The 23,758-nt window shown below is 62.2% G+C and carries 24 protein-coding genes; 8 read left to right on the top strand and 16 right to left on the bottom strand.

What is annotated here, in order from left to right:
• Positions 1–3 precede the first annotated feature (3 nt).
• Together BQ8482_RS33355 and BQ8482_RS33360 are read left to right on the top strand one after the other, a co-directional pair.
• Positions 4–822 (top strand): MBL fold metallo-hydrolase, encoded by an 819-nt coding sequence (locus tag BQ8482_RS33355; RefSeq protein ID WP_123151452.1) that lies wholly within the window; start codon positions 4–6, stop codon positions 820–822.
• A 15-nt stretch (positions 823–837) separates the two neighbouring features.
• A complete protein-coding gene (locus BQ8482_RS33360) occupies positions 838–1,308 on the top strand; it encodes a YbaK/EbsC family protein (RefSeq protein ID WP_123151453.1) in 471 nt (156 codons plus the stop codon).
• 58 nt (positions 1,309–1,366) lie between these two features.
• On the opposite strand, the gene BQ8482_RS33365 is transcribed toward BQ8482_RS33360, so the two are convergent.
• Positions 1,367–2,020: a TetR/AcrR family transcriptional regulator gene (locus BQ8482_RS33365; protein ID WP_123151454.1), complete on the bottom strand. Its 654-nt coding sequence runs from the start codon at positions 2,018–2,020 to the stop codon at positions 1,367–1,369.
• A 244-nt stretch (positions 2,021–2,264) separates the two neighbouring features.
• Here BQ8482_RS33365 and BQ8482_RS33370 point away from each other — a divergent pair, with 244 nt between their 5' ends.
• Positions 2,265–3,212 carry a homocysteine S-methyltransferase family protein gene (locus tag BQ8482_RS33370; RefSeq protein ID WP_123151455.1) on the top strand — a complete coding sequence of 316 codons (948 nt, stop codon included), beginning with the start codon at positions 2,265–2,267 and terminating at the stop codon, positions 3,210–3,212.
• 105 nt (positions 3,213–3,317) lie between these two features.
• On the opposite strand, the gene BQ8482_RS33375 is transcribed toward BQ8482_RS33370, so the two are convergent.
• The 4 genes from BQ8482_RS33375 to BQ8482_RS33390 form a co-directional block, all read right to left on the bottom strand.
• On the bottom strand, positions 3,318–3,569 hold the full coding sequence (locus BQ8482_RS33375; protein ID WP_123151456.1) for a DUF2076 domain-containing protein: 252 nt from the start codon (positions 3,567–3,569) through the stop codon (positions 3,318–3,320).
• 126 nt (positions 3,570–3,695) lie between these two features.
• The gene (locus BQ8482_RS33380; RefSeq protein ID WP_123151457.1) at positions 3,696–4,406 is read right to left on the bottom strand and encodes a Bax inhibitor-1/YccA family protein; all 711 of its coding nucleotides are present in this window, start codon (positions 4,404–4,406) and stop codon (positions 3,696–3,698) included.
• Between the two features lie 21 nt (positions 4,407–4,427).
• Positions 4,428–5,201 carry an anti-sigma factor family protein gene (locus BQ8482_RS33385; RefSeq protein ID WP_123151520.1) on the bottom strand — a complete coding sequence of 258 codons (774 nt, stop codon included), beginning with the start codon at positions 5,199–5,201 and terminating at the stop codon, positions 4,428–4,430.
• Between the two features lie 8 nt (positions 5,202–5,209).
• A complete protein-coding gene (locus BQ8482_RS33390) occupies positions 5,210–5,728 on the bottom strand; it encodes a sigma-70 family RNA polymerase sigma factor (RefSeq protein WP_244603092.1) in 519 nt (172 codons plus the stop codon).
• Between the two features lie 363 nt (positions 5,729–6,091).
• Here BQ8482_RS33390 and BQ8482_RS33395 point away from each other — a divergent pair, with 363 nt between their 5' ends.
• From BQ8482_RS33395 to mazG, 3 genes are all read left to right on the top strand, one after another.
• Complete coding sequence (locus BQ8482_RS33395) at positions 6,092–7,246, top strand: OpgC family protein (RefSeq protein WP_244603093.1); 1,155 nt, start codon at positions 6,092–6,094, stop codon at positions 7,244–7,246.
• Between the two features lie 197 nt (positions 7,247–7,443).
• The gene (locus tag BQ8482_RS33400) at positions 7,444–8,628 is read left to right on the top strand and encodes an amino acid aminotransferase (protein ID WP_123151521.1); all 1,185 of its coding nucleotides are present in this window, start codon (positions 7,444–7,446) and stop codon (positions 8,626–8,628) included.
• Between the two features lie 133 nt (positions 8,629–8,761).
• Positions 8,762–9,586 (top strand): nucleoside triphosphate pyrophosphohydrolase, encoded by an 825-nt coding sequence (mazG, locus tag BQ8482_RS33405; protein ID WP_123151460.1) that lies wholly within the window; start codon positions 8,762–8,764, stop codon positions 9,584–9,586.
• Positions 9,587–9,592: 6 nt separating this feature from the next.
• On the opposite strand, the gene hflX is transcribed toward mazG, so the two are convergent.
• The 8 genes from hflX to dusB form a co-directional block, all read right to left on the bottom strand.
• Positions 9,593–10,984: a GTPase HflX gene (hflX, locus tag BQ8482_RS33410; RefSeq protein ID WP_123151461.1), complete on the bottom strand. Its 1,392-nt coding sequence runs from the start codon at positions 10,982–10,984 to the stop codon at positions 9,593–9,595.
• Complete coding sequence (gene hfq, locus BQ8482_RS33415) at positions 10,985–11,230, bottom strand: RNA chaperone Hfq (protein WP_006202172.1); 246 nt, start codon at positions 11,228–11,230, stop codon at positions 10,985–10,987. It lies immediately after the preceding gene.
• A 145-nt stretch (positions 11,231–11,375) separates the two neighbouring features.
• The gene (locus tag BQ8482_RS33420) at positions 11,376–12,236 is read right to left on the bottom strand and encodes a D-amino-acid transaminase (protein WP_123151462.1); all 861 of its coding nucleotides are present in this window, start codon (positions 12,234–12,236) and stop codon (positions 11,376–11,378) included.
• 191 nt (positions 12,237–12,427) lie between these two features.
• Complete coding sequence (gene ntrX / locus BQ8482_RS33425) at positions 12,428–13,789, bottom strand: nitrogen assimilation response regulator NtrX (RefSeq protein ID WP_123151463.1); 1,362 nt, start codon at positions 13,787–13,789, stop codon at positions 12,428–12,430.
• Positions 13,779–16,064, bottom strand: coding sequence for a sensor histidine kinase NtrY-like (locus BQ8482_RS33430; protein WP_165848822.1), 2,286 nt, complete (start codon positions 16,062–16,064; stop codon positions 13,779–13,781). The genes ntrX and BQ8482_RS33430 overlap by 11 nt, the downstream gene beginning before the upstream one ends.
• A gap of 223 nt (positions 16,065–16,287) precedes the next feature.
• Positions 16,288–17,748, bottom strand: coding sequence for a nitrogen regulation protein NR(I) (ntrC, locus tag BQ8482_RS33435; protein ID WP_023799224.1), 1,461 nt, complete (start codon positions 17,746–17,748; stop codon positions 16,288–16,290).
• Entirely contained in the window at positions 17,745–18,887 is a 1,143-nt protein-coding gene (locus BQ8482_RS33440; RefSeq protein WP_123151464.1) for a two-component system sensor histidine kinase NtrB, read from the bottom strand. Before BQ8482_RS33440 ends, ntrC begins: the two co-directional genes overlap by 4 nt.
• Entirely contained in the window at positions 18,884–19,912 is a 1,029-nt protein-coding gene (dusB, locus tag BQ8482_RS33445; protein ID WP_123151465.1) for a tRNA dihydrouridine synthase DusB, read from the bottom strand. The genes BQ8482_RS33440 and dusB overlap by 4 nt, the downstream gene beginning before the upstream one ends.
• Positions 19,913–20,148: 236 nt before the next feature.
• Here dusB and BQ8482_RS33450 point away from each other — a divergent pair, with 236 nt between their 5' ends.
• Both BQ8482_RS33450 and BQ8482_RS33455 read left to right on the top strand, forming a co-directional pair.
• The gene (locus tag BQ8482_RS33450) at positions 20,149–21,378 is read left to right on the top strand and encodes a bifunctional 2-C-methyl-D-erythritol 4-phosphate cytidylyltransferase/2-C-methyl-D-erythritol 2,4-cyclodiphosphate synthase (protein WP_123151466.1); all 1,230 of its coding nucleotides are present in this window, start codon (positions 20,149–20,151) and stop codon (positions 21,376–21,378) included.
• On the top strand, positions 21,375–21,884 hold the full coding sequence (locus BQ8482_RS33455; RefSeq protein ID WP_123151467.1) for a CinA family protein: 510 nt from the start codon (positions 21,375–21,377) through the stop codon (positions 21,882–21,884). The genes BQ8482_RS33450 and BQ8482_RS33455 overlap by 4 nt, the downstream gene beginning before the upstream one ends.
• Here BQ8482_RS33455 and BQ8482_RS33460 read toward each other — a convergent pair.
• The 3 genes from BQ8482_RS33460 to BQ8482_RS33470 form a co-directional block, all read right to left on the bottom strand.
• Positions 21,860–22,318, bottom strand: coding sequence for a type II toxin-antitoxin system RatA family toxin (locus BQ8482_RS33460; RefSeq protein ID WP_123151468.1), 459 nt, complete (start codon positions 22,316–22,318; stop codon positions 21,860–21,862). The two genes, BQ8482_RS33455 and BQ8482_RS33460, sit on opposite strands and share 25 nt — an antisense overlap.
• A gap of 12 nt (positions 22,319–22,330) precedes the next feature.
• Positions 22,331–23,296 (bottom strand): lipoyl synthase, encoded by a 966-nt coding sequence (lipA, locus tag BQ8482_RS33465; protein ID WP_095494865.1) that lies wholly within the window; start codon positions 23,294–23,296, stop codon positions 22,331–22,333.
• Positions 23,297–23,429: 133 nt separating this feature from the next.
• Positions 23,430–23,687, bottom strand: coding sequence for a GlsB/YeaQ/YmgE family stress response membrane protein (locus BQ8482_RS33470; protein WP_095494866.1), 258 nt, complete (start codon positions 23,685–23,687; stop codon positions 23,430–23,432).
• Positions 23,688–23,758 lie beyond the last annotated feature (71 nt).

The raw sequence follows: 23,758 nt of genomic DNA on the forward strand, positions 1-23,758 counted from the left end.
CGGATGAGCGACCGGCTGCGCCTCACCATACTCGGCTGCGGCTCATCGCCGGGCACGCCGCGCATCACCGGCGACTGGGGCAATTGCGATCCGGCCAATCCGAGGAACCGGCGCATGCGCAACGCAGCGCTCATCGAGCGGATCGCGGCAAACGGCGACAGGACCACAGTCGTCATCGATACTGGACCGGATTTTCGCGCGCAGATGCTGCTGGCATCGGTCAGGCGCATCGATGCGGTCGTCTATACGCATCCGCATGCCGACCATATCCACGGTATTGACGATTTGCGCGGCTTCGTGCTCGAGCAGCGTCATCGGATCGATATCCACGCCGACCAGCCCACCATGCTGCGGTTGCGGCAGGCGTTCGCCTACTGTTTTGAAACACCGCAAGGCAGTTCCTATCCGCCTATCGTAGAGCCTCATATCATCGACCACGCCAGGCCGGTGGTGATCGAAGGCGAGGGGGGTACCCTCGCCCTCGAGCCGCTGCCGCAGATCCATGGCGATATCATATCGCTTGGTTTTCGCATCGGCGGGCTCGCCTATTGCCCCGATGTCAGTGATTTCCCCGACGCCACCGCCGAACGGCTGCGCGACCTGGACGTGCTGGTCATCGACGCGCTGCAGTACAGGACACATCCGAGCCATCTGTCGCTCGGCCAGGCACTCGGCTGGATCGAAAAACTGACGCCGAAAAAGGCCGTTCTGACGCACATGCATGTGCCGCTCGACTACGCTGCGGTGATGGCCGAGACGCCGGCCGATGTCGAGCCGGCCTATGACGGCATGACGATCGAAATCCCTTATGAATCTGCATGATAGGTTCGGTTCTTCATGGCTGGAAGCATTGATCGTGTGACCAGGGCAGCGGCCGACGCCGCCCTCGAGATCGAAATCTCGCGCATGGGTGCCTCGACACGCACCGCCGAGGAAGCCGCCGCGCAATGCGACTGCACAGTCGCCCAGATCGTCAAATCCTTGGTGTTCCAGGGGGAAACCAGCGGAAAGCTGTTTCTCTTCCTGGTTTCCGGGTCCAATCAGCTCGATCTGGCCAGGGCTGCCGCACTGACCGGCGAGCCGCTGAAGCGCGCCGACCCGCGGCAGATCCGAGACGAGACCGGCTTTGCAATCGGCGGCGTAGCGCCGATCGGCCATTTGATTGCGATCCCGGCGTTTGCCGACGAGACGCTGCTTGGTTTCGACCGCGTATGGGCAGCGGCCGGCGCGCACGACGCCGTGTTCGCCGCCGAGCCGCACGCAATGATCAAGGCAGCGCAGGCTGTCGTAGCGACGCTGGCAGTCTGAATCGAACGCGCCTTAGATCGCGGCCTCGGGGCTGCAGCGACCGCCGCCCGGCGCACTCCTATTCGGCGGCGATGGCGGTGGGCGGCAGCATGACGTCAGGCGCCGCCGGCGCGAACAACATCTTTACGACGTTGCGGAAGGCGAGGATCTGGCGTTCGAGGACACGGGGATCGCCAAGCCCCCGCGACATGATGATGCCGCCATCGATCACACAGGAGAACATGATGGCCACGTCGTCGAGGTCCATGCCTTTGCGGGCAGGATAAACGGTCGCGATCTCGTTCAGCGCATCGCGAAACCGCCCGTTCCAGGAGCGTACGGCGTCGGCGGCGATGTCGCGAACGTTACGGTCGAAGAGGCGCTCCTGATAGGTGAACGTCGCGATCAGGCAGCCTGGGTGGCCGTTCGGCAGATCACCCATCAGCTCGGCAAGCAGCTTGAGCGTGATCAGGAACGACTGCAACGGATCATCGGACAATTGCCGGCCGCGGTGAAACACATCGTCGAAGATGCGGTCGTTCTCCTCGACGTAGCGCAGCATCAAGGCGCGGGCGAGTTCGTTCTTGTCCTTGAAATGATAGAAGAAGCCGCTCTTGGTGATGCCGGCTTCGGCGATCACCTCCTCGATGGACGTCGCGCCGAACCCCTTGGCGAGCACCGAGGCCTCGGCGATCTCCAGAATGCGTTCGCGCGTTTCCGCACCCTTGCGCATGACAGAATGCCCTCAAATCTACTGTACCTGCGGTATGGTTTTCACACCCGCCAGCATCGGCACCGATAGCAATACGGCCGGCCCGGCGCGGCTATCCGTCTGTAATTGCTGCGGTTCCCGCTTCGGTGGAGTACCGGACCACAAGCCTTCTATCGCACCGGCGGCACGCGCTGCTAAAACTTGGCTATTCCGAACCGGCCGCCACCAGGGCAGCACGAATGTCATCTTACCACTGGAGACAAACATGGCCAAGTACCGCCAGAACCTGCCGCAACTCGCCAACAGAACATTCCTGAGCGATGGCGGCATGGAAACGACTTTCATCTTTCACGAAGGCCTCGACCTTCCGCACTTTGCTTCATTCACGCTGATGGCAACGCCTGAAGGCCGGCAGAAGCTGAGGGAATATTACGTCCGTTATCTGACCATTGCGCGCAGAAGCGGGACCGGCTTCATCCTCGACACGCCGACGTGGCGAGCCAACCCCGATTGGGGAACCTTGCTCGGCTACGGGCCGGAAGCGTTGCGGGCCGTCAACGAGAGCTCGATCGAGCTTCTTCTCGACCTGCGCAATGAGTTCGAGACCGCCGAAACGCCGTGCGTCGTCAGCGGCGCGATCGGGCCGCGCGGCGACGGCTACAAAGCCGGCAAGATGGACGCCAACGAGGCGGAAGCCTATCACGCGCCGCAGATCGAGAGTTTCGCGCGGACCGAGGCCGACATGGTTGCGGCCTATACGCTCACCAATTTCCACGAAGCAATCGGCGTGGCGCGGGCGGCCAAGGCGCATGCCATGCCGTGCATGATCTCGTTCACGGTGGAAACGGACGGCAAGCTGGTGACCGGCATGGCGCTCGGCGAGGCGATCGACAGGGTCGACGACGCGACAGACGGTGCGCCGGCCTACTATATGATCAACTGCGCCCATCCATCGCATTTCATGCAGGCGCTGAACAAGGGCGAGCGCTGGCTCGATCGCGTCTATGGCGTGAAGGCGAATGCTTCGGCCAAAAGCCATGCCGAACTGGACGAATCGGAGACGCTCGACGCGGGCGACCCGGACGATCTCGGGCGGCGCTACAGCAGGCTGACAGCCTCGTTTCCGAAGATGCGCATCCTGGGCGGCTGCTGCGGCACCGACCACCGGCACATCGCGGCGATCTGCGAAGCCTGCGTGCCGCAAGCGGCGTAGGACCTGTGTGCGTCCCGGGAGACGCCACGCTATCAACCGCAGTTCCGCTTAGTCCCAAGGAACAAGGAACTGCGGTTGGGCCGAAAGGCATCTCAGTTCCATAATCTATCTTATGCGACTTCCGGATGGGTGGAAATCCCAGCTTGAACCGACGAAAAAACTCTCTGATTGCGCCGCGTTCAGCGCCTGTTCCTGCACAACGATCGTCTGCGCCATGTCGTATGGCGCGCCGGGCTGCCGGGCAATCTGATCGTTGATGAAGCGTTCCGCTTCGGCATCGCGCGGCGGCGTCTGTCGCTCCACGTTCGCAAGTTTCTCGAAAAGATTCCCGATCGCCTGCTGGTCGTTCCTGTCCATGGGAAGCAACTCCGGTTATCCAGGCGCGCCGCATCCAGGAGATTGTCGCGACGCACTCTAAGTCCCTGTTTTATGCATTGTCGCGGCTCCAATACCGCTGCCGCGACATGCATTGATTTGACGCGGCTATTCGCGCTCGCCGGTGAAGTTCAGCAGCAGCTGGAAGATGTTGATGAAGTTCAGATAGAGCGAGAATGCACCGAAGACGGCGAGCTTCTGCTGCGATTCCGCACCGAAGTTTTCCGCAAACTGCTCCTTGATCGTCTGGGTATCCCAGGCGGTGAGACCAATGAACACGGCGATGCCGATCACCGAGATGGCGAACTGGAGCGCGGTCGAGCCGAGGAAGATATTGACGATGCTGGCGATCACCACGCCGATCAGACCCATGATCAGGAAGGACGAGAACTGGGTCAGGTCGCGTTTGGTCGTGTAGCCGTAAAGGCTGGTTGCGCCGAACATGGTGGCGGCGATGAAGAAGGTGCGCGCGATGCTGGTCCCGGTGAACACCAGGAACACTGAAGCCAGCGACAGGCCCATGACCGCACAGAATGCCCAGAACATCGCCTGAGCGCCGGCCGCGGACATCGTCTGTATCCGGAACGAGAACAGCAGCACGAAGGCGAGCGGTGCCAGCATCACCACCCACTTCAACGGGCTGGAAAAGATCGGCACGTAGAGGGCTGGCGTGGAAGCCACCACGAAGGCGATCACGCCGGTAACGACGAGGCCAACGCCCATATAATTGTAGACGCGCAGCATGTGCTGGCGCAAGCCTTCGTCGTAGACGGCGCCGGTTTGGGCTCCGACGCCGGTGCGGTATCCTAGATTGTTCATGCCGGTTCTCCTTTGTGAGGGTCAGTAAAGCGTGTTGGCGAGCGTTTCTGCGGTGCGATCGAGATCGCGGACACCGCTTCGGGCGACGACTGCGTAAGCAACTTCGCCGATCTGGAAATAGGCCGAGGAAATTTCGCCCGACGGGGCGACGGTCGGCTGGACCACGTCGAACGTTCCGGGCCTGATCGCGAACAGCGAGACCAGTCCCAGGTCTCTTGTTTCGACAGCCATCTCGACGCTCGGGCCGAACTGCGACGGATAGATCTGGACGTCACGCACCTTCCAGTCCTTCGGCAGCGACGGCATGACGATCGCCGTGGCGGCGCGGATTTCGTCCGCATCGTAATCCGGCGCTTCGGGCTGGGAAGACATGGCCTCGCGTATGATCGTCGTCCTGTGTGCCCGGATCGCCTCCTCCAGATAGACGGGCGGCTGGGTCGAGGCGACGACTTTTGTCACCGATATCGGCCCGACGATCCCGTTGGCCAACCAGCCCGCAGCCACCAGGACTGCGACCGCCGCAGCCCGCTGCAACGTGCGCAAGGCGCGCCCCCGGGCCAGTCCCCGTTCCAGCCGCCGTGCCGCATCAGCCGTTGCCGGCCGCGCCATGCCCTTGCATCCGGCAAGCGCCACGCGCAGTTCGTCGCGCGTCCTGAGGTCGGACATCACGCGGGCGGCAGCCTCGGGACGGGCGGAAAGAAACGCCTCGACCTCAATGCGGCGGGCAACGTCCAGCTGGTCGTCGACATAGGCGTCGAGGTCGGCATCGGTCACCGGGTCGCGCAGTTCGCTCATCATCGACATCACGGGCCTCCCACGATCTTGAGGTGGCTTTTCGCACGTGCCGGCAATTTGTCTTCCATCTCGCGGAGCGCTGCGCGCGCCCTGCCGATGCGCGACATCAGCGTACCCAGCGGTACGCCGCTGGCCTCGGCCGCCTGGCTGTAGGTAAGTCCCTCGATGGCGACGAGATGCAGCGCCGAACGCTGCTCATCCGGCAATTTGAAAAAAGCATCACGCACCTGTGCCAGGCGGACGGAATGCTCCTGGGGTGCCTGCATGCTGGCGTCGGCAAGATATCCGGCCTGCTCGACGCGCACCGCTTCGGATTTGCGGGACCGCAAGCCGTCAATGAAAGCGTTGCGGACGATCGACAGCAGCCATGCGCGCAGGTTTCCGCCGGATCGAAAGGTGCCGCGCCGCTCATAGGCACGCACCAGCGCGTCATGCACCAGATCCTCTGCTTCTGCGCTGTCGCGCGTCAGCGAACGCGCGTAGCGGCGCAGAGAACCAAGCTGTCCTATGATATCGAAGCGTGGCATCGACCCTCTCACGTCCTGTTTACGGAGCATGGCAGGTTTTAATCCCGCTCTTTGAGTTTTTTGCGATCCGGGATGTCCGGCACAACCGGTACAACGCCACCAGCGCGCCTACGGCTTCCTTGTCCGGGAACGAGCGGCCCTCCCCGCAGCCGCCACAATTCGCCGTGCGGTTTTAGCCACGGGGATTTCGATGTTTACACCTGAATTAATTTGTGACGCGAAAAATCGCGTGGGTGTCATCATTTTCGGGGCACTTGCGAGTTATAGGCGGGAAACATTCACCACCGAATCTTGCCTTCGCCGACGGCCCCTGTGGGCCGCTTTTGTTCAACGAATCATCGACCCGACATGACAAGCCCCCACATGACAGGCAATGTGCCAGCCCAGCGGGATACCCGCATCGATGTCTTCCGCGCGCTAGCGCTGCTGACGATCTTCGTCAACCACGTGCCGGGGACGATCTTCGAGTATGTCACGCACAAGAATTTCGGCTTCTCCGATTCGGCCGAAGCCTTCGTGCTGATTTCGGGGATTGCCGTTGGGCTCGCCTACGGACTGAAGTTCCAGCCGGGGAATCGGTTTCTCATCACCCTAAAGGCCTGGCGGCGTGCCGGTGTCCTCTATGTCACCCACGTCATGACCACTGTCGCGACGCTGGCGATCTTCTCGGCGGCTGCATTGCATTTTTCGCGGCCCGACCTTTTGAAGCTGATCAATATCCAGATGATCATCGAGGACACGCCGGAAGCGCTGCTCGGCATCGCGGCGCTCGGGCATCAGATCGGCTATAACAACATTCTTTCCATGTATGCCGTCGTACTTCTGATGATGCCGCTTTTCTTGTGGATCGGCACTTTCAGCCTGCGCCTTATGCTTGCTGCGTCCGCTCTCCTCTGGCTCATCGTCGGAATTTTCCAGATCGCGCCTTCGAATTTTCCCGGCGACGGCTTCTGGTTCCTGAACCCGCTCTCCTGGCAGTTTCTTTTCGTCATCGGGATCGCCGGCATGCTGCATGTCAAGCGCGGCGGCGAAATCCGCTTCAACTGGATGATGGCGAGCGCGGCTGTCGGGTATCTGGTCGGTGCGCTGATTTGGGTGCGGCTGCCGCTGTGGGGCATCGAGACGGCCTCCGGCCTGCCTACCGTGCTGACCGGCTTCGACAAGACGTTCCTGTCGCTGTCGCGCCTCATGCACATTTTGGCGATCGCCTATCTGATCGTGGCAATCCCGGCGCTTTCCAACCTGGCGAGGACCAGGCCCGGACACCCGCTCGCGGTTCTCGGTAAGCATTCGCTGCCGGTCTTCATCGCCGGAACGATCTTCGCCATGATCGCGCAGGTCATGAAGGTCGTCAGCCCAGGCGGGCTCCTCTACGACGCAATCCTGATCTCAACAGGCATCGCGCTGCAATTCGGCTTCGCCTATTACCTCGAATGGTTGCCGCGGATCGGTTGGGGCGGCAAGAAGCAGCAACCTGTCGCCGCCTTGCCGTCGGCCGCCCTCAAGCTGGCGTCATAGAACGGCGTCGACCAACTGACATGCGGAAAGCCACATTTGCCTGCTGCGTCCTCCTCGCCGTGTCGTGGAAATGACGAGTACGATGAGCCGTGCCAATCGAGGCTTGTGGTTTGGCGGTTTTCAGCTTGGTGCAAATGAAACCGCTGGCGCAGCACGGCCGATTTGCGTATCACTCCGCCGCCAACGGAACCGCGCCGATGTTTGAAGACCTCCAGCCTGCCCCAGCCGACAAGATCCTCGCCTTGATCGGCCTCTTTCGCGCCGATCCCCGCCCCGGCAAGGTCGACCTCGGCGTTGGCGTCTACAAGGATCGCGATGGCAAGACGCCGGTGATGCGCGCCGTGCGCGAAGCCGAAAAGCGATTGCTGCAGAGCCAGGATACCAAGACCTATCTCGGCCTTGCCGGCGATACCGGCTTCAACACGGCGATGGCGGGGCTGGTCTTTGGCCCTGCGGCCGAGCTGACGCGCATCCGTGCGGCGCAGGCGCCCGGCGGCTCGGGCGCGCTGCGACTGGTGGCTGAGCTGCTCAAGAGGACGCGATCGGACGCGACGATCTGGCTGTCGGACCCGACCTGGCCGAACCACATGCCGGTGATGCGAGCCGCCGGCCTGCAGATACGCGTATATCCCTATTTCGACACCGCCTCAGGTGCTGTTCGCTTCGCCGACATGATAAGTGCGCTGGCGACCGCCAAGAGCGGCGACGTGGTGCTGCTGCATGGTTGCTGCCACAATCCGACAGGCGCCAATCTGGACACCGCGCAGTGGGCTGAAATAGCCGACCTCGTCGTCGAGCGCGGCCTGCTGCCTTTTGTCGACATTGCCTATCAGGGCTTTGGCGAAGGCCTCGACGCTGACGCCGTTGGCTTGCGCCTGCTGGCGGCGAAAGTCCCGGAAATGGTCGTTGCCTCGAGCTGCTCGAAGAACTTTGCCGTGTATCGTGACCGTGTCGGCGCGGCGATGATTCTGGCCAAAGACAGCACGCAGGCGGATGTGGCAATGAGCCAGATGCTGTCGGCCGCCCGCGCCATGTACTCGATGCCGCCTGACCACGGCGCGGCCGCGGTGCGCATCGTGCTTGAAGACGCCACGCTGCGCGCCGACTGGGAAGCTGAGCTCGAGGAGATGCGCCTGCGTATGCTGCGGCTTCGTGTCCAGCTCGCCGAAGCGCTGCGGCGGCACTCCAATTCCGATCGCTTCGATTTCGTCGCCAGCCATCGCGGCATGTTTTCCCGGCTTGGCCTGTCCGAAGCGCAGGTCGAGCGGCTGCGCGCCGAGCACGGCGTCTATATGGTCGGCGACAGCCGCATCAACGTCGCTGGCCTGCCGGAGGACGGGATGGACGCGCTCGCCAAGGCGATCGTCTCCGTGCTCGACTGAGCACTTTGCTTGACTATGATCTTTTCCGAAAACCGGCTTCCACTTTTCGGATCATGGCCCGCAACTGTGGACAATGCGCCCTTGCCGGCTGACAGCATTTGCCGAGTGATCGGTGCACGATAGCATTCGACAGATGAAACCCTCGAAAGATATTTCCCGGCTGATCGAGATCATGGCGGCGCTGCGGGCGCCGGAAACCGGCTGCCCGTGGGATATCGAGCAGGATTTCTCGACCATCGCGCCCTACACGATCGAAGAAGCCTACGAGGTGGCGGATGCGATCGCGCGCGGCGACCTGGGCGATCTACGCGACGAGCTCGGCGATCTGCTGCTGCAGGTCGTCTACCATGCGCAGATGGCCGAGGAGGCCGGTGAATTCGCCTTTGGCGACGTGGTCCAGGCCATCACCACAAAAATGATCCGCCGCCATCCGCATGTCTTCGGCGACGACAAGGCGCGCAGCGCCGGCATGGCCAAGGGCATGTGGGAGAAGATCAAGGCCGAGGAAAAGGCGGAAAAGCGAAACGCCCGCCTCGCCCGCGGGCACGATCCTGAGGATCATGGCAAGGGTTTTCTGGACAGCGTACCGGTCGCCCTGCCCGCTTTGACCCGAGCGCTCAAGCTACAGGAAAAAGCGGCCCGCGTCGGCTTCGACTGGAGCGAGGCCACGCCGATCCTCGACAAGATCGAGGAAGAGATCGGCGAGTTGCGCCAAGCCCTTGCCAAGGGCGATACGGCTTCGATCAAGGACGAGTTCGGCGACATGCTGTTTGCCGTCGTCAATCTCGGGCGTCATCTCAAGGTCGATTCCGAAGCGGCGCTCAGCGGCACCAACGAGAAATTCCGGTCGCGGTTCCACTATGTCGAGCACGCGCTGGAAGCGTCCGGAAACACCCTGGAAAAGGCGACGCTCGACGAGATGGAGGCGCTTTGGCAGCAAGCCAAGAGCGCGAAGTAACAGCGATTACCCGTTGTTTTTACGGCGCAATCTGCTTTCTATCTCTTCATGCGCGCTTTGCGTCGCCTTGAGCGCGACGGTCACGCCGCCGTCTTCATTGTCGGTGCGCGAGACGACGTCGCCATTGCGGTAGAGCCAATCGACGAGCCCGAGCTGCTCAGGCTTGAGCGTGACGGTCAGCGTTTCCAGTTCGCCAGACACTCTTGTCTCGATGATCGCCTTCAGCACATCGATGCCCTTGCCGGTGGCGGCCGATATGGCAATCGGCGGCGCCTTGTTGCCGTCGATGCCGTCGGCGAGCAATCGCGCCCGGTTGCCTTCATCGAGCCGGTCGATCTTGTTCCACACTTCGATGACACGCTTGGTGTCGCCGGCATCGACGCCGAGATCGGCGAGGATGCGCTCGACATCCTCGGCCTGGGCGGCCGTGTCGGGGTCCGAAATATCGCGCAGGTGGATGACGAGATCGGCCTCGACCACCTCTTCCAGCGTTGCCCGGAAGGCTGCAATCAGATGCGTCGGCAGATCCGAAATGAAACCGACCGTGTCCGAAAGGATGACCGGCGTGCCGTGCGGCAGTCGCACCCGACGCAGTGTCGGGTCGAGCGTGGCAAACAGCATGTCCTCGGCCAGAACCCCTGCTCCGGTCAGCCTGTTGAACAGCGTCGACTTGCCGGCGTTGGTATAGCCGACGATCGCCACCACCGGGAACGGCACCTTCTTGCGCTTGGCGCGGTGCAGGTCACGGGTGCGCCGCACGGTTTCCAGCTCGTGCTTCAGCTTCTTGATCTTGTCCTGCAGGGCACGGCGGTCCGACTCGATCTGTGTTTCACCAGGACCGCCGAGGAAACCGGCGCCGCCGCGCTGGCGCTCGAGGTGGGTCCAGCTTCGCACGAGCCGGCCCTTCTGATAGTTGAGGTGAGCCAGATCGACCTGCAGCGTGCCTTCCTTGGTCCGTGCGCGCTCGCCGAAAATTTCCAGGATCAACCCGGTGCGGTCCAGCACCTTGGCGTTCAATTCCTTTTCCAGGTTGCGCTGCTGCACCGGCGTCAGCGGATGGTCGACAATGACCAGTTCGGCACGGCCCTCTTTGACGATCTCCGCGAACTCCGCGACCTTGCCGCTTCCGAGCAGGGTTGCAGGCCGCGGATCGTTGACGGTCACCACCGCGGTATGGATCGGGTCGAGGTCAATGGCTTGGGCAAGGCCAACCGCCTCGTCGTGGCGGGCCTCGGCAGAACGCGTCAGACGCGGACGATTCGTGTCTTCGTCGCCTCGTGGCTGGCGGGTAAGCACGGGCACAATGACCACGGCCCGGGTCGAGCCTTCGGCTTCCGTCCCCGGCGGATATGCTGGTTTTTCGCGAACGCTGCGGTCCGCGTCTTTCTTACGTGCCAATCAGGCGCCCTGGCTTTCCTCGCCATCGAACATCTGAACCGGCTGGCTCGGCATGATCGTGGAAATGGCGTGCTTGTATACGAGCTGAGAATGGCCGTCTCGACGCAGCAGAACACAGAAATTGTCGAACGAAGTGACCACGCCGGTCAGCTTCACGCCGTTGATGAGGAAGATGGTGAGTGGGTTTTTGCTTTTGCGAACTGAATTCAGGAACAGGTCCTGAAGATTTTGCGATCGTTCCGCCATTGTTCTTGTCTTTCGCCGATCCCCTTCGGTTTGCAAGCCAATGCGCCAAATTACCCGGCACGTGTCAAGCGCGCAAACACCATCTTGCCGTCAATAACGACAAGCAGAACGAGATATATTGATGTTCATTCCACCTGTGCGGTTATCAGGCTGGACTTTTTTCCGCAACGTCAAAAAAGGCTTGCCGCAAGGAAAGTGTTATCGAGCCCGGATGGCCGTTGGCGACGGGTGCACCGTCGATCGCCACGATCGGCATGGCGATCGTGGTCGCGGAGCTGATGAAAACTTCGCGCGCGGCTTTGGCTTCGGCGACCGAAAAGCCCCGCTCCTCGATCTTCAGGCCGAGCTTGGCGGCCACTTCGAACAGCGTGGTGCGGGTGATGCCGCGCAGGATGCCGTGCTCTGCCGGACGCGTGACCAGCACGCCATCCCTGGTGATGATCCAGGCGTTCGACGATCCACCTTCCTTGACGATGCCGTCAGCATCGACGAACCAGGCTTCCTGGGCACCGGATTCCTTGGCCTTCTGCTTGGCGAGCACATTTGGCAACAGGCCGACCGACTTTATATCGACCCGATCCCAACGGTTCTCCGGCACGGTGATAACCTTGATTCCGCTTTCGGCTCTCTTCGTGGCAGCAGCGGGGTCGGCTTTCCTGGCCGTTACCACCAGCGACGGCTTCGTGCCCGCCGGAAAAACAAAGTCACGGCTGGCGACGCCACGCGTCACCTGGAGATAGACCAGGCCATCGGTGACATGGTTGCGGCGGACCACCTCGCGCATGATGATCGGCAACACGCCCCGCGTGACCGGCCAGTCGATCGACAATTCGGTCAGCGAACGGTTCAGCCGTCCGAGATGGCGAGGCATATCGACGATGAAGCCGCGCGCCACCTCGCAGACCTCGTAGACGCCATCGGCGAACTGATAGCCGCGGTCTTCGATATGCACGAAAGCGTCGGCGAGAGCGACATAGCGCCCGTTCACATAGGCAATGCGCGGCATGGGTCACCCCTGGAGAAGTCAGCGCATGACCCCGAAAATCGGAATCGATTTTTTTTCGGGGTCATGCACAAAAATCGAATGCTACAGTGTCCTTTGCGCGTCCCAAGAGACGCGCGGCGCTGTAGCGCTTTCTTATGCGATTCCGCCGCCGCCGTAACCGATAATTGCGTAAGCCACGATTGGATTGGCTATCAGACGCCCAGCGACTTCAGCTTGCGATGAAGCGCCGAGCGCTCCATGCCGATGAACTCGGCCGTCTTCGAGATGTTGCCGCCAAAACGGTTGATCTGGGCGATCAGATAGTCCTTCTCGAACTGTTCGCGCGCTTCACGCAACGGCAGCGCCATGATGTGCTGATCGGATTGATTGGGCGTGCGCGGCATGACATCGCCGATCTCGGCAGGCAAGAGATCGGCGGTGATCGGTGCATCGATATCGTCGCCGCGCGCCAGGATCATCAACCGCTCGACATTGTTGCGCAACTGGCGGACGTTGCCTGGCCAGTTGTGTGCCTGCAGCACCGCCAGCGCGTCGTCGCCGATGCGCCGCGGCCGGATGCCGGCCTGGCGGGCGATCTGCTTCATGAAATTGTCGACAAGATAGGGGATGTCCTCCCGCCGCTCGGCCAATCCCGGCACCATGACCGGAACCACCGCCAGACGATGATAGAGATCCTCCCGGAAACGACCGTCGGCGATCATCGCCTCCAGGTTCTGCGAGGTCGACGAGATGATACGGACATCGACCTTGACCCGTTTGGTGCCCCCTACCCGCTCGAACTGCTGTTCGACCAGCACGCGCAGGATCTTGTTTTGCGTTTCGCGCGGCATGTCGGCCACTTCGTCGATGTAGAGAATGCCGCGATGGGCTTCCTCAAGCGCGCCGACCTTGCGTTCGACACCGTTGGATTCGGTGCCGAACAGCTCGACTTCCATGCGTTCGGGCGTGATGTTGGCAGCGCTCAGCGTGACAAATGGGGCGCTCTTGCGCGCCGACAGCGTGTGGATGGCGCGTGCCGCGAGTTCCTTGCCCGAGCCGGACGGGCCTATGATCATGACGCGGCTGTTGGTCGGCGCGACGCGCTCGATGGTCTGGCGCAACTGGCTCATCGCCGACGACATGCCGATCAGGTCGAAGGTCTCGCCGCTGCGCAGCTTGAGATCAGAAACCTCGCGTCTCAGTTTCGAGGTTTCAATTGCACGTTCGGCGATGAGGATCAGCCTGTCGGCCTTGAACGGTTTCTCGATGAAGTCATAGGCGCCGCGGCGGATGGCCGAGACCGCCGTCTCGATGTTGCCGTGGCCCGAGATCATCACCACGGGCAGGCTCGGATGCATCGTCTTGATCTCGTCCAGCAACGCCAGTCCGTCCAGACGTGAGCCTTGCAGCCAGATGTCAAGGAAAATCAGCCTCGGCGCCCGGTCGGCGATCGCCGCCAGGGCGCTGTCGGCATCGAATGCCGTGCGGGTTTCGTGACCTTCGTCGCTCAGGATACCGGCGACAAGTTCGCGGATGTCTTCCTCGTCATCGACGATGAGAATGTCAGACGCCATTACCGACCTTTTCAGTTTGTCTTTCGTGTTCCGTCCTGCCTTCGCCGCGCGAAGGCACGGTGGCGGCGAGCGGCAGGATGATGCTGATCATCGCGCCTCGCCCGTCGTGGAAATCCGCCGGCGCGTCATGCAATTCGAGCCGGCCGCCATGGTCCTCCACTATCTTCTTGACGATAGCGAGGCCGAGCCCCGTGCCCTTCTCGCGTGTCGTCATGTAAGGCTCGAGCAATCGCTGACGATTCTCGCGCGGCAAGCCCTTGCCGTTGTCGATGACATCGATGCGAATCGCACCATTCTGGCGCCCGGCTTGAATCCGGATTATGCCGTGCGAGCGGTCCTTCTGATCAAGTCCGTCAATCGCCTCGGCCGCGTTCTTGATGACATTGCCAAAAGCCTGCGCCATCAGGCGGCTGTCGAAAGTGCCTTTGAGCGGTTCGTTGCCGAACACGCGCTCGAAGGTAATATCGGAGCGGCTCACTTCGACGAGGAACGAAGCTTCGCGCAACGATTCGCGCAAATCGAGGGCCTTCATTTCGGGCTTGGGCATGCGTGCGAAAGCCGAGAACTCGTCGACCATCCGGCCGATGTCCTCAACCTGCCTGATGATCGTGTCGGTGCACTGATCGAAAACCTCGCGATCTTCGGTGATGACCTTGCCGTAGCGGCGCTTGATGCGCTCGGCGGAAAGCTGGATCGGTGTCAGCGGGTTCTTGATCTCGTGGGCGATGCGCCGCGCCACATCCGCCCAGGCCGAAGAACGCTGCGCCTGGACCAGATCGGTGATGTCATCGACCGTCACGACATAGGATTTCTCGTCCGCACCATCGTCGCCGGCCTCGACCGTGATCTGCACGTTGAAGGTGCGCTCCGTACCGGCGCGATAAAAGGTCACCTGCTCGCGGTGGACAGGCTTGCCCGACTTGCGGCCGATCTCGAAGACGCGGCCGACATGCGGCAGCACCGCGGACAGGTTTTGCCCGAGTGCGGCGGTGGCGGATATGGCCAGCATCGTTTCGGCCGACCGGTTGACGATGGTGACGATGCCATATGGATCGACCCCGATGACGCCGGCGGTGACACCGGCAAGCACGGCCTCCGAAAAGCGCCGCCGCTCGTCGATCAAATCTTTGGCGGACAGAATCTCGTTGCGCTGCGATTTCAGTTCCAGCAGCATCTTGTTGAAGGTGTCGCCGAGCGAGGCGACGTCGCCGTCGGAGGGCCGAACCGGCACGGCAACGTCAAGATTGCCGGTCGCGACCTCGTCGGCCGCGCCGATGAGCTGGCGGATCGGCCGCACCAGGCGGTCTGCCACGGCGATGCCGGTCCAGATGGCGGACAGAATGATGATCAGCGTCAGCGACAGGTAGGGAAGTGCGAAGGCGACCTGCGAGGTGCGGCGATTGTCTTCCAGACCGCGATATTCGTCGGTGTTGGATCTGACAATCTGCCGCGCCTTGATCACCTCGGGATCGACGAGCCGGATGGTGTAGAGATAGAGCCCTTCGATCTCGCGCAGCTTGACAATGGCGCCCATGATGTTGCGCGTCTTCGGCTCGATCAGCACCGGCCTGCCGTCGGCGGCACTGCTCATGGCGCCTTCCGGCGGCTCCGGCATGGCAAAATCGGCGTCGGTCTTGGCGCTCATGACGAATGAACCGTCGGGCCTGACCAGTGCGGCATGGGCCAAGGAGCGTCCGACGGCTTCCTTGTTCATGAGATCGAGGAAGCCGGTTCGATCGAGGCCGTAGAGCGTGCGGGAGGCGTCGAGATCGTAAGCCATCGACAGGGTCGTCCCCTGGAGATTGCGCGCGTTCTCCTGCACATAGGCGTCGGCGATCGAAAGCGACGAATTGACGATCGTCTTGGTGCGGATCTCGAACCAGCGATCGAGGCCGATATCGAGTGTGATCGAGGCGATGATCGCCACCATGATGGCGGGAATCGCGGCGACCAGCGCGAACATGGCGACGATCCGCACATGCAGCCGCGACGCCGCCTTGCCGCGCCGGCGCGCCATCAAAATGCGATGCACTTCGCGGCCGACCAGCGCGATCAGGAACAGGATGAACGCCGCATTGAGGGCGATAAGCGCCAGCGTCGTCCCCTCGTCCGGCGTGATCGGCGTGGCGCCGACGAGAATGGCGAAGGAGATCGCTGCCGTAACCAGCGCACCGGCAATTGCCACCACGCCCGGCAGCGCGAGCAGCCGGCGCCCGTCCCGTGTGCCAGGTTCGCTGAAAAGCGTTTCGCTCGGTGTCGGTGCCTGTGAAGCCATGTCGCCGTCTAGAGCCAGTGATTGCGTCGGATGTATGCAACGCATTGTGGCGATTATGCAACAAGTGTGGCCTGTACGGAAATGTTTCGGCGATCGATCCCCGGAAAAGGCTTCGCTCTGTCGCACCAGCCCGAAAAATCGGAATCGATTTTTTCGGAAAGCACGATACGACAACTCAAAGTGCTAGAGCGAACTTCGTACGTCCGAACGGACGGACGTCGCTCTAAGCCTGCCTGGTCGATTTATAGACGTTGACGCCGAGTTCGCGAATTTTCTTGCGCAGCGTGTTGCGGTTGAGCCCGAGGAGTTCCGCAGCCTTGATCTGGTTGCCGCGGGTTGCCGTCATCGAGGCCAGGACCAGCGGATATTCGACCTCGGAGAGAATACGCTGATAGAGGCCGGCGGGCGGCAAATCGCCGGCGAACGAAGCAAAATAGCGCTGCAGGAAATGTTCCACCGCCTGGCCGATGGACAGATCGTCGGGTATGAGGTTGCCGCCACCGGGAACGACCGGCCTCTCGCCGGTCTTCAGTTCCGCCTCGATGACTTCGGCGGAAATCTCATCCTGCGAATAGAGCGCGGCCAGCCTGCGGACAAGATTTTCGAGCTCGCGCACGTTGCCTGGCCACGGATAGCGCTTCATCAGCTCGATGCCGCCTGTGGAAATGCGCTTGGTCTGCAGGCCTTCGCTGGCGCCGAGCTTGAAGAAGTGCCGGACGAGATCCGGAACGTCCTCGGACCGCTCGCGCAGCGCCGGCAGCCTTAGCGGCACGACATTCAGGCGATAGAACAGATCCTCGCGGAAAAGCCCTTGATTGATCAGCGTGCGCAGATCCTTGTTGGTGGCGGCGACGATGCGCACGTCGGTCTTGATCGGCGTACGGCCGCCGACGGTGGTATATTCGCCTTGCTGCAGGACACGCAGCAGGCGCGTTTGCGCTTCCATCGGCATGTCGCCGATCTCGTCGAGGAAGAGCGTCCCGCCTTCGGCCTGCTCGAAACGGCCGGTGGAGCGGTTTTGCGCACCGGTGAAGGCGCCCTTCTCGTGCCCGAACAGTTCCGATTCGATCAGGTCGCGTGGGATCGCCGCCATGTTGATCGCGACGAACGGGCCGCCGCGGCGGCGGCCGTATTCGTGCAGCGCGCGCGCCACCAGTTCCTTGCCGGTGCCCGATTCGCCTGAAATCATCACCGTCAGGTCGGTCTGCATCATGCGCGCCAGCATCCGGTAGATATCCTGCATGGCGGCCGAGCGGCCGACCAGCGGCATCGTTTCCGGCGGCTCGTCGGCCCGCGCATCGATCTTCGGCCGTCGGGGCTCGGAAAGCGCCCGGTTGACGATGTTGAGAAGCTCGGTCAGGTCGAACGGTTTCGGCAGATATTCGTAGGCGCCGGTCTCGGAGGCGCGAATCGCGGTCATGAACGTGTTCTGGGCGCTCATGACGATGACGGGCAGTTCCGGCCGTGCCTTCTTGATGCGCGGCAGCATGTCGAAAGCGTTTTCGTCCGGCATGACCACGTCGGTGATGACGAGATCGCCCTCGCCCGCCGCCACCCAGCGCCACAGCGTCGAGGCGTTGGACGTCACGCGCACCTCATGGCCGACGCGCGAAAGCGCCTGATTGAGGACGGTGCGGATGGCCGCATCGTCGTCGGCGACGAGAATATTGCCGCGAACCGTCATTTGCGGTCTCCTTCACCATCGTCGTCTGTGCCGAACGGCGCTTCTTTCCAGGCTGGCATCAGGATGCGGAAGGTGGTTGCGCGCGGCGTTGAATCGCATTCGATGATGCCGCCATGCTCGCCGACGATTTTCGCGACCAGCGCCAGACCAAGCCCCGACCCGTTAGGCTTGGTGGTGATGAAGGGATCAAACAGGATCGGCAGGATATCTTCGGAGACGCCAGAACCGTTGTCGCGCACGCAAAATTCCAGCGGCAGCGACACGCGGCCCTGCGTTCCCGGAACGGAAACACGGATGCCCGGCCGGAACGCGGTCGACAGAGTGATTTCGCCTTGCGGATCGCCGCCAATGGCCTCGGCCGCATTCTTGACCAGGTTGAGGAACACCTGGATGAGCTGGTCTCGGTTGGCGAAAACTGGAGGCAACGATGGATCATAATCCTCCAATATCTTGATCCGCTTGGCAAAACCGTTCTTGGCAATCGCCTTCACATGGTCGAGCACGACATGGATGTTGACCGGATAGCGGTCGATGGGCCGCTCGTCGGAAAACACCTCCATGCGATCGACCAGCGAGACGATGCGGTCGGTCTCGTCGGTGATCAGCCGGGTCAGCGCGCGATCTTCGTCGGAAGCGGATAGTTCGAGCAGCTGGGCAGCACCCCGGATGCCGGATAGCGGGTTCTTGATCTCGTGGGCGAGCATCGCAGCAAGGCCGGTCACCGAGCGTGCCGCACCGCGGTGCGTCATCTGACGATCGATCTTGTCGGCCATCGATCGTTCCTGGAACATCACCACGACGGAGCCCGGGAATTCCGACACCGGCGCGACATAGAGGTCGACGACCTTCTCGATGCCGAGGCGCGGCGACGATACGTCGACCCGGTATTCGTTGACGGGTGCCCGGCGCTCGCGCACCTGGTCGACGAGCGTCAGCAGTGGGCTGCCGAAGGGAATGAGCTTGGGCAATGTGTTGCGGGCGAGCATGGTCGCGCTCGAGCGGAAGAAATCTTCGGCATCGGCATTGGCGAAGGTGATGACCCCTTCAGCATCGACCATGATCACCGGGCGGCGGATGGTGTTGAGTACGATGTGGGCGGCGTCCGCCATACCCATGCTCTGTGCAATGGTGGCATTCATGCTGCGCTCCGCAGGTTCATCGCCTCGGCAGCGCGTGAAAACACCTCGCGCAACGCGGCAACGACGCGGACGGGCTCGAAGGAGGTGAGGATGGCCTTTCGCCGCTCATCAATGACGCCAGCGGCGTGGCGGTCGAGATACCAGCCAAGATGCTTGCGCGCCTGGCGCACGCCGCTTTCGATGCCGTAGAGCGTTAGCATGTCCTCGTAGTGGGCAACGATGTAGTCGGCCAGCGCTTGCGGACTTTCGGGCACATCAGGCGCCGCCTCTTTTGCCGCGGCTGCCGCGATGCTGCCTGCCGTCCAGGGCGCGCCATAATGCGCGCGGCCGATCATCACCGCGTCGGCGCCCGACTGGTCGAGGATCATTGCTGCCTCCGCCGGCGAGCCGACATCGCCATTGGCGACGACCGGGATCGACACAGCCTGCTTTATGCGCGCGATGGCGCGCCAGTCCGCCTTGCCCTGGTAGAACTGGCAACGCGTGCGGCCATGCACCGTCACCATCTTGACGCCCGCCTGCTCGGCGCGGCGCGCCAGCAGCGGCGCGTTGAGCGCGCTTTCGTCCCAGCCGAGCCGCATTTTGACTGTGACCGGCACCTCGACGGCGCCGACCACCGCCTCGATCAGCGACAAAGCGTGATCGAGATCGCGCATCAGCGCCGAGCCGGCATAGCCGCCCGTCACCTTCTTGGCCGGGCAACCCATGTTGATGTCGATGATGTCGGCGCCCTCGCCCGCGGCGATTCGAGCGCCCTCGGCCATATGCGCTGCATCATGGCCGGCAAGCTGGACCATGTGCACAGGCAGCCCGGAATGGCGGATGCGAAGGCCGCAACCGGTCCTGCCCCTGGCAAGCTCGCCGCTCGCCACCATCTCCGACACGACCAATCCGGCGCCATGCGCATAGGCACGCTGCCGGAACGGCTCATCTGATATACCCGACATGGGCGCGAGAAAAGCGCGATTGCGGATTCTCACACGACCCACATCCAGCGGCGAAGCCAATTTGGTCAGGTCAAGCATGCACAAAAACCAAGCATTTCTAATTGCTGCACATTCTCTAGCCAGAATGGCAGCAATGTGCAACGCGCAATGACGTCACATTAAGGCGCATTTGGGAAAAATGCTGGCGTTCGGCCCATACCGCGTCCAAAGCGCCGTGCGTCCTTGGGAAAGGACGCTTTGGCGCTTTGCATCTGCGCATGATCTCTTCCGAAAAGCGATTCCACTTTTCAGGATCATGCGCTAAGCGTCTCGGCATGACAGATGCAAGCGAAAAGCAGGCCTTGGCTGCGGACGACAAGGTTGCCGTTGTTATCGTCGCCGCTGGCCGCGGCGCGCGCGCCGGTCAGGCCGACGGACCGAAGCAATACCAAAGGATCGGTGGCCGTGCCGTCATCGCGCGCACACTGGACATGTTTCTGGCGCATCCGAGAATCGGTCCTGTCGTCGTCGCCATCCACGCCGACGACAGCGCGCTTTTTCGCAGCGCCGCCGGAGCCAACGCCGATCGGGTCATCACGGTGACCGGTGGCGCGTCCAGGCAGGACTCCGTCCGGCTCGGGCTGCTTGCGCTGAGAGGCTATGCACCGAGCCAGGTTCTGGTCCATGATGCCGTTCGCCCGTTCGTCGACGCGGAATTGATAGACCGTACGATCGCCGGCATCGGCGAGCGCCAGGGAGCGCTGCCTGCCCTACCCGTCGCCGACACGCTGAAACGTGAGTCGGCCGCCGGCATGATCGGCGAGACGGTTTCCAGGAACGGGCTTCATGCCGCCCAGACGCCGCAAGGCTTTCCGTTCTGGCCGATCCTGGCCGCCCATGAAAAGGCCCATCATCTGGGCAAGACGGACTTCACCGACGATGCCGCGATTGCCGAATGGGCGCATATTCCGGTGAAAATAGTTCAGGGTTCGCCGGACAATGTCAAGCTGACCTGGGCAAGGGATATTTCGATGGCGGATCAGCGGCTTTCCGGCGAGTGGCCGCGTTTTCCGGACATCCGCACCGGCAATGGCTACGACGTCCATGCCTTCGAGCCCGGTGACCATGTCGTCCTGTGCGGCGTCTCCATCCCGCACGACAAGAAACTATCCGGCCATTCGGACGCCGATGTCGGCCTGCACGCCTTGACCGACGCGCTGCTCGCCACCTGCGGCGCCGGCGATATCGGCACGCATTTCCCGCCGTCGGATCCGCAGTGGAAAGGCGTGGCCTCGCGGATCTTCGTCGAACATGCGGCAAGACTAGTGCGCGCGCGCGGCGGGCGCATCGCCAATGCCGACGTCACGCTGATCTGCGAGGCGCCACGGGTCGGCCCGCATCGCGAAGCAATGACCGAAGCCCTTTCGGCAATGCTGGCAATTTCCCGGGACCGTATCTCGATCAAGGCGACAACCAACGAAAAGCTCGGCTTTATCGGCCGCGAGGAAGGCATAGCCGCCATCGCGACCGCCAGTGTCGTGTTTCCAGGGGACGTCCCCGAATGAGCAACAGCGACCTCGCAGATGCCCTGCTTCAAGCCTGCCAGCAGCGCGGCATCCTGCTGGCGACGGCCGAGAGCTGCACCGGCGGCATGATCATCGCCGCCCTGACCGACATCGCCGGCTCGTCCACGGTGGTCGACCGGGGTTTCATCACCTATTCCAACGAGGCCAAGACGGAGATGCTCGGTGTTTCCGCCGCCACGCTTGAGGGGCACGGCGCGGTCTCGCGGGAAACGGCTGTGGAGATGGCGCAGGGCGCCCTGACCCGTTCGCGCGCCGGACTCACCCTTGCCGTCACCGGTATTGCCGGTCCAGGCGGCGGCTCGACGGAAAAGCCCGTCGGCCTGGTCTGGTTCGGTGTCGCCTTGACTGGCCGGCCGGTCGTCAGCGAATGCCAGTTGTTCGCCAATAAGGGCCGCAATTTCATCCGCCGGGAGACGGTCAGGCATGCGCTTGAATTAGGCTTGCGCGCACTCGCTGCGGATCAGGCTGCCGGCGCTGGCCCATAGATGATGTCGGCGCGCTTCTCGAACGCCTCAGAGAACATGCGGAAGGCGCGATCGAACATCGTTCCCATCACCGCGCCCAGAATACGGCTCTTGAACTCGTAGTCGATGAAGAAGCGGACATTGCAGCCGCCATCGGCCGGCTCGAAGCGCCAGACATTGCTCAGATATTTGAACGGGCCGTCGATGTATTTGACGTCGATGGCGTTCTCGTCAGGCTTCAAAAACACCTGCGTCGTGAAAGTCTCGCGGATCGCCTTGTAGCCAATGCTCATGTCGGCGATGAGCAGGGTGCGTCCGTTGCGTTCCTTGCGCGAGCGAACCGTCAGTGCCTCGCAAAGCGGCAGGAATTGCGGATAGGATTCGACATCGGCGACCAGAGCGAACATCTGTTCAGGCGTATGCGTGACGCGGCGATGGGCTTCGAATTGTGGCATGAAACCAGTTTGTTAGGCGGATTTCCTGAGAAACGCTTCTCGCGCCGCGCGCAGCCTGGCGAAATCGTCGCCGGCATGGTGCGACGAGCGCGTCAGCGGGCTTGACGCCACCAGCAGGAAGCCCTTGGTCTTGCCGATTGTCTCGAAGGACTTGAATTCCTCCGGCGTGACGAAGCGGATCACCGGATGGTGCTTTTTCGATGGCTGAAGATACTGGCCGATGGTCATGAAGTCGACATTGGCCGAACGCAGATCGTCCATCAACTGCAGGATCTCGTTCCGCTCCTCGCCCAGGCCAACCATGATGCCGGATTTGGTGAAGATCGACGGATCGAGTTCCTTGACCCGCTGCAGCAGCCTGATCGAATGGAAATAGCGGGCCCCTGGCCGGACCGTCAGATAGTTCGACGGCACGGTCTCCAGATTGTGGTTGAATACGTCCGGCTTCGCCGCCACCACGATCTCCAGCGCTCCTTCCTTGCGCAGGAAGTCGGGCGTCAGGATTTCGATCGTCGTCGAAGGCGTTGCCGCCCTGATGGCGCGGATGACCTCGGCAAAGTGCTGAGCTCCGCCATCGGCGAGATCGTCGCGGTCGACTGAGGTGATGACGACATGGGTCAGACCCATTTGCTTGACGGCGTGGGCGATGCGCGCCGGTTCATCGGGATCAAGCGCGGTCGGAATGCCGGTGGCAACGTTGCAGAAGGCACAGGCGCGCGTGCAGATCTCACCCATGATCATGAAGGTGGCGTGCTTCTTCTCCCAGCACTCGCCGATATTGGGGCAACCGGCCTCTTCGCACACCGTCACCAGTCTGTGCGACTTCACGATCTCGCGCGTCTCGGCATAGCCTTTCGACATCGGCGCCTTGACGCGGATCCAGTCGGGCTTGCGCAGCACATCCTGGTCAGGCTTGTGCGCCTTTTCAGGGTGCCGCAGGCGCGGCGCATTGGCGATCGTGTCGAGGACGGTGACCATCAGAAATCCAGTTCATTCGCGATCGCCTTCCGGCGTTCGCTTTCACAAATCATCTAGGACTTTTCGCAGCAAAGAAAAAGGCCGCGGCGGCGCATGCCGCCACAGCCGTTTTCGCATGGCAAGAGTTCAGCAACTAACGGCGCACCATGCGCCCTGCCCAGATCAACAGGCAGGCGCCAATGAAACCGGTGATCAGATAAGCGATCCAGCCGGCGCCGAAAGCGCCAATGTTGAGCGCCTGCAGGATGGCATTCAGCACGATCGCGCCGACGATGCCAAGAACGATGTTCATCAAGATGCCCATGTTGCTTTTCATGAACATCTCGGCAAGCCACCCCGCTAAACCGCCGATGATGATGGCTGTAATCCAGCCCACGCCATTCACGTCCATATGCCCTCTCCTTGTGTGATGAATGCATCCGGAAACGAATTACCTTGCCGTTGAGTTCCTTGGCTTTCACG

Origin of the sequence: Mesorhizobium delmotii (genome assembly GCF_900149755.1) — a bacterium.
Classification (GTDB): domain Bacteria; phylum Pseudomonadota; class Alphaproteobacteria; order Rhizobiales; family Rhizobiaceae; genus Mesorhizobium; species Mesorhizobium delmotii.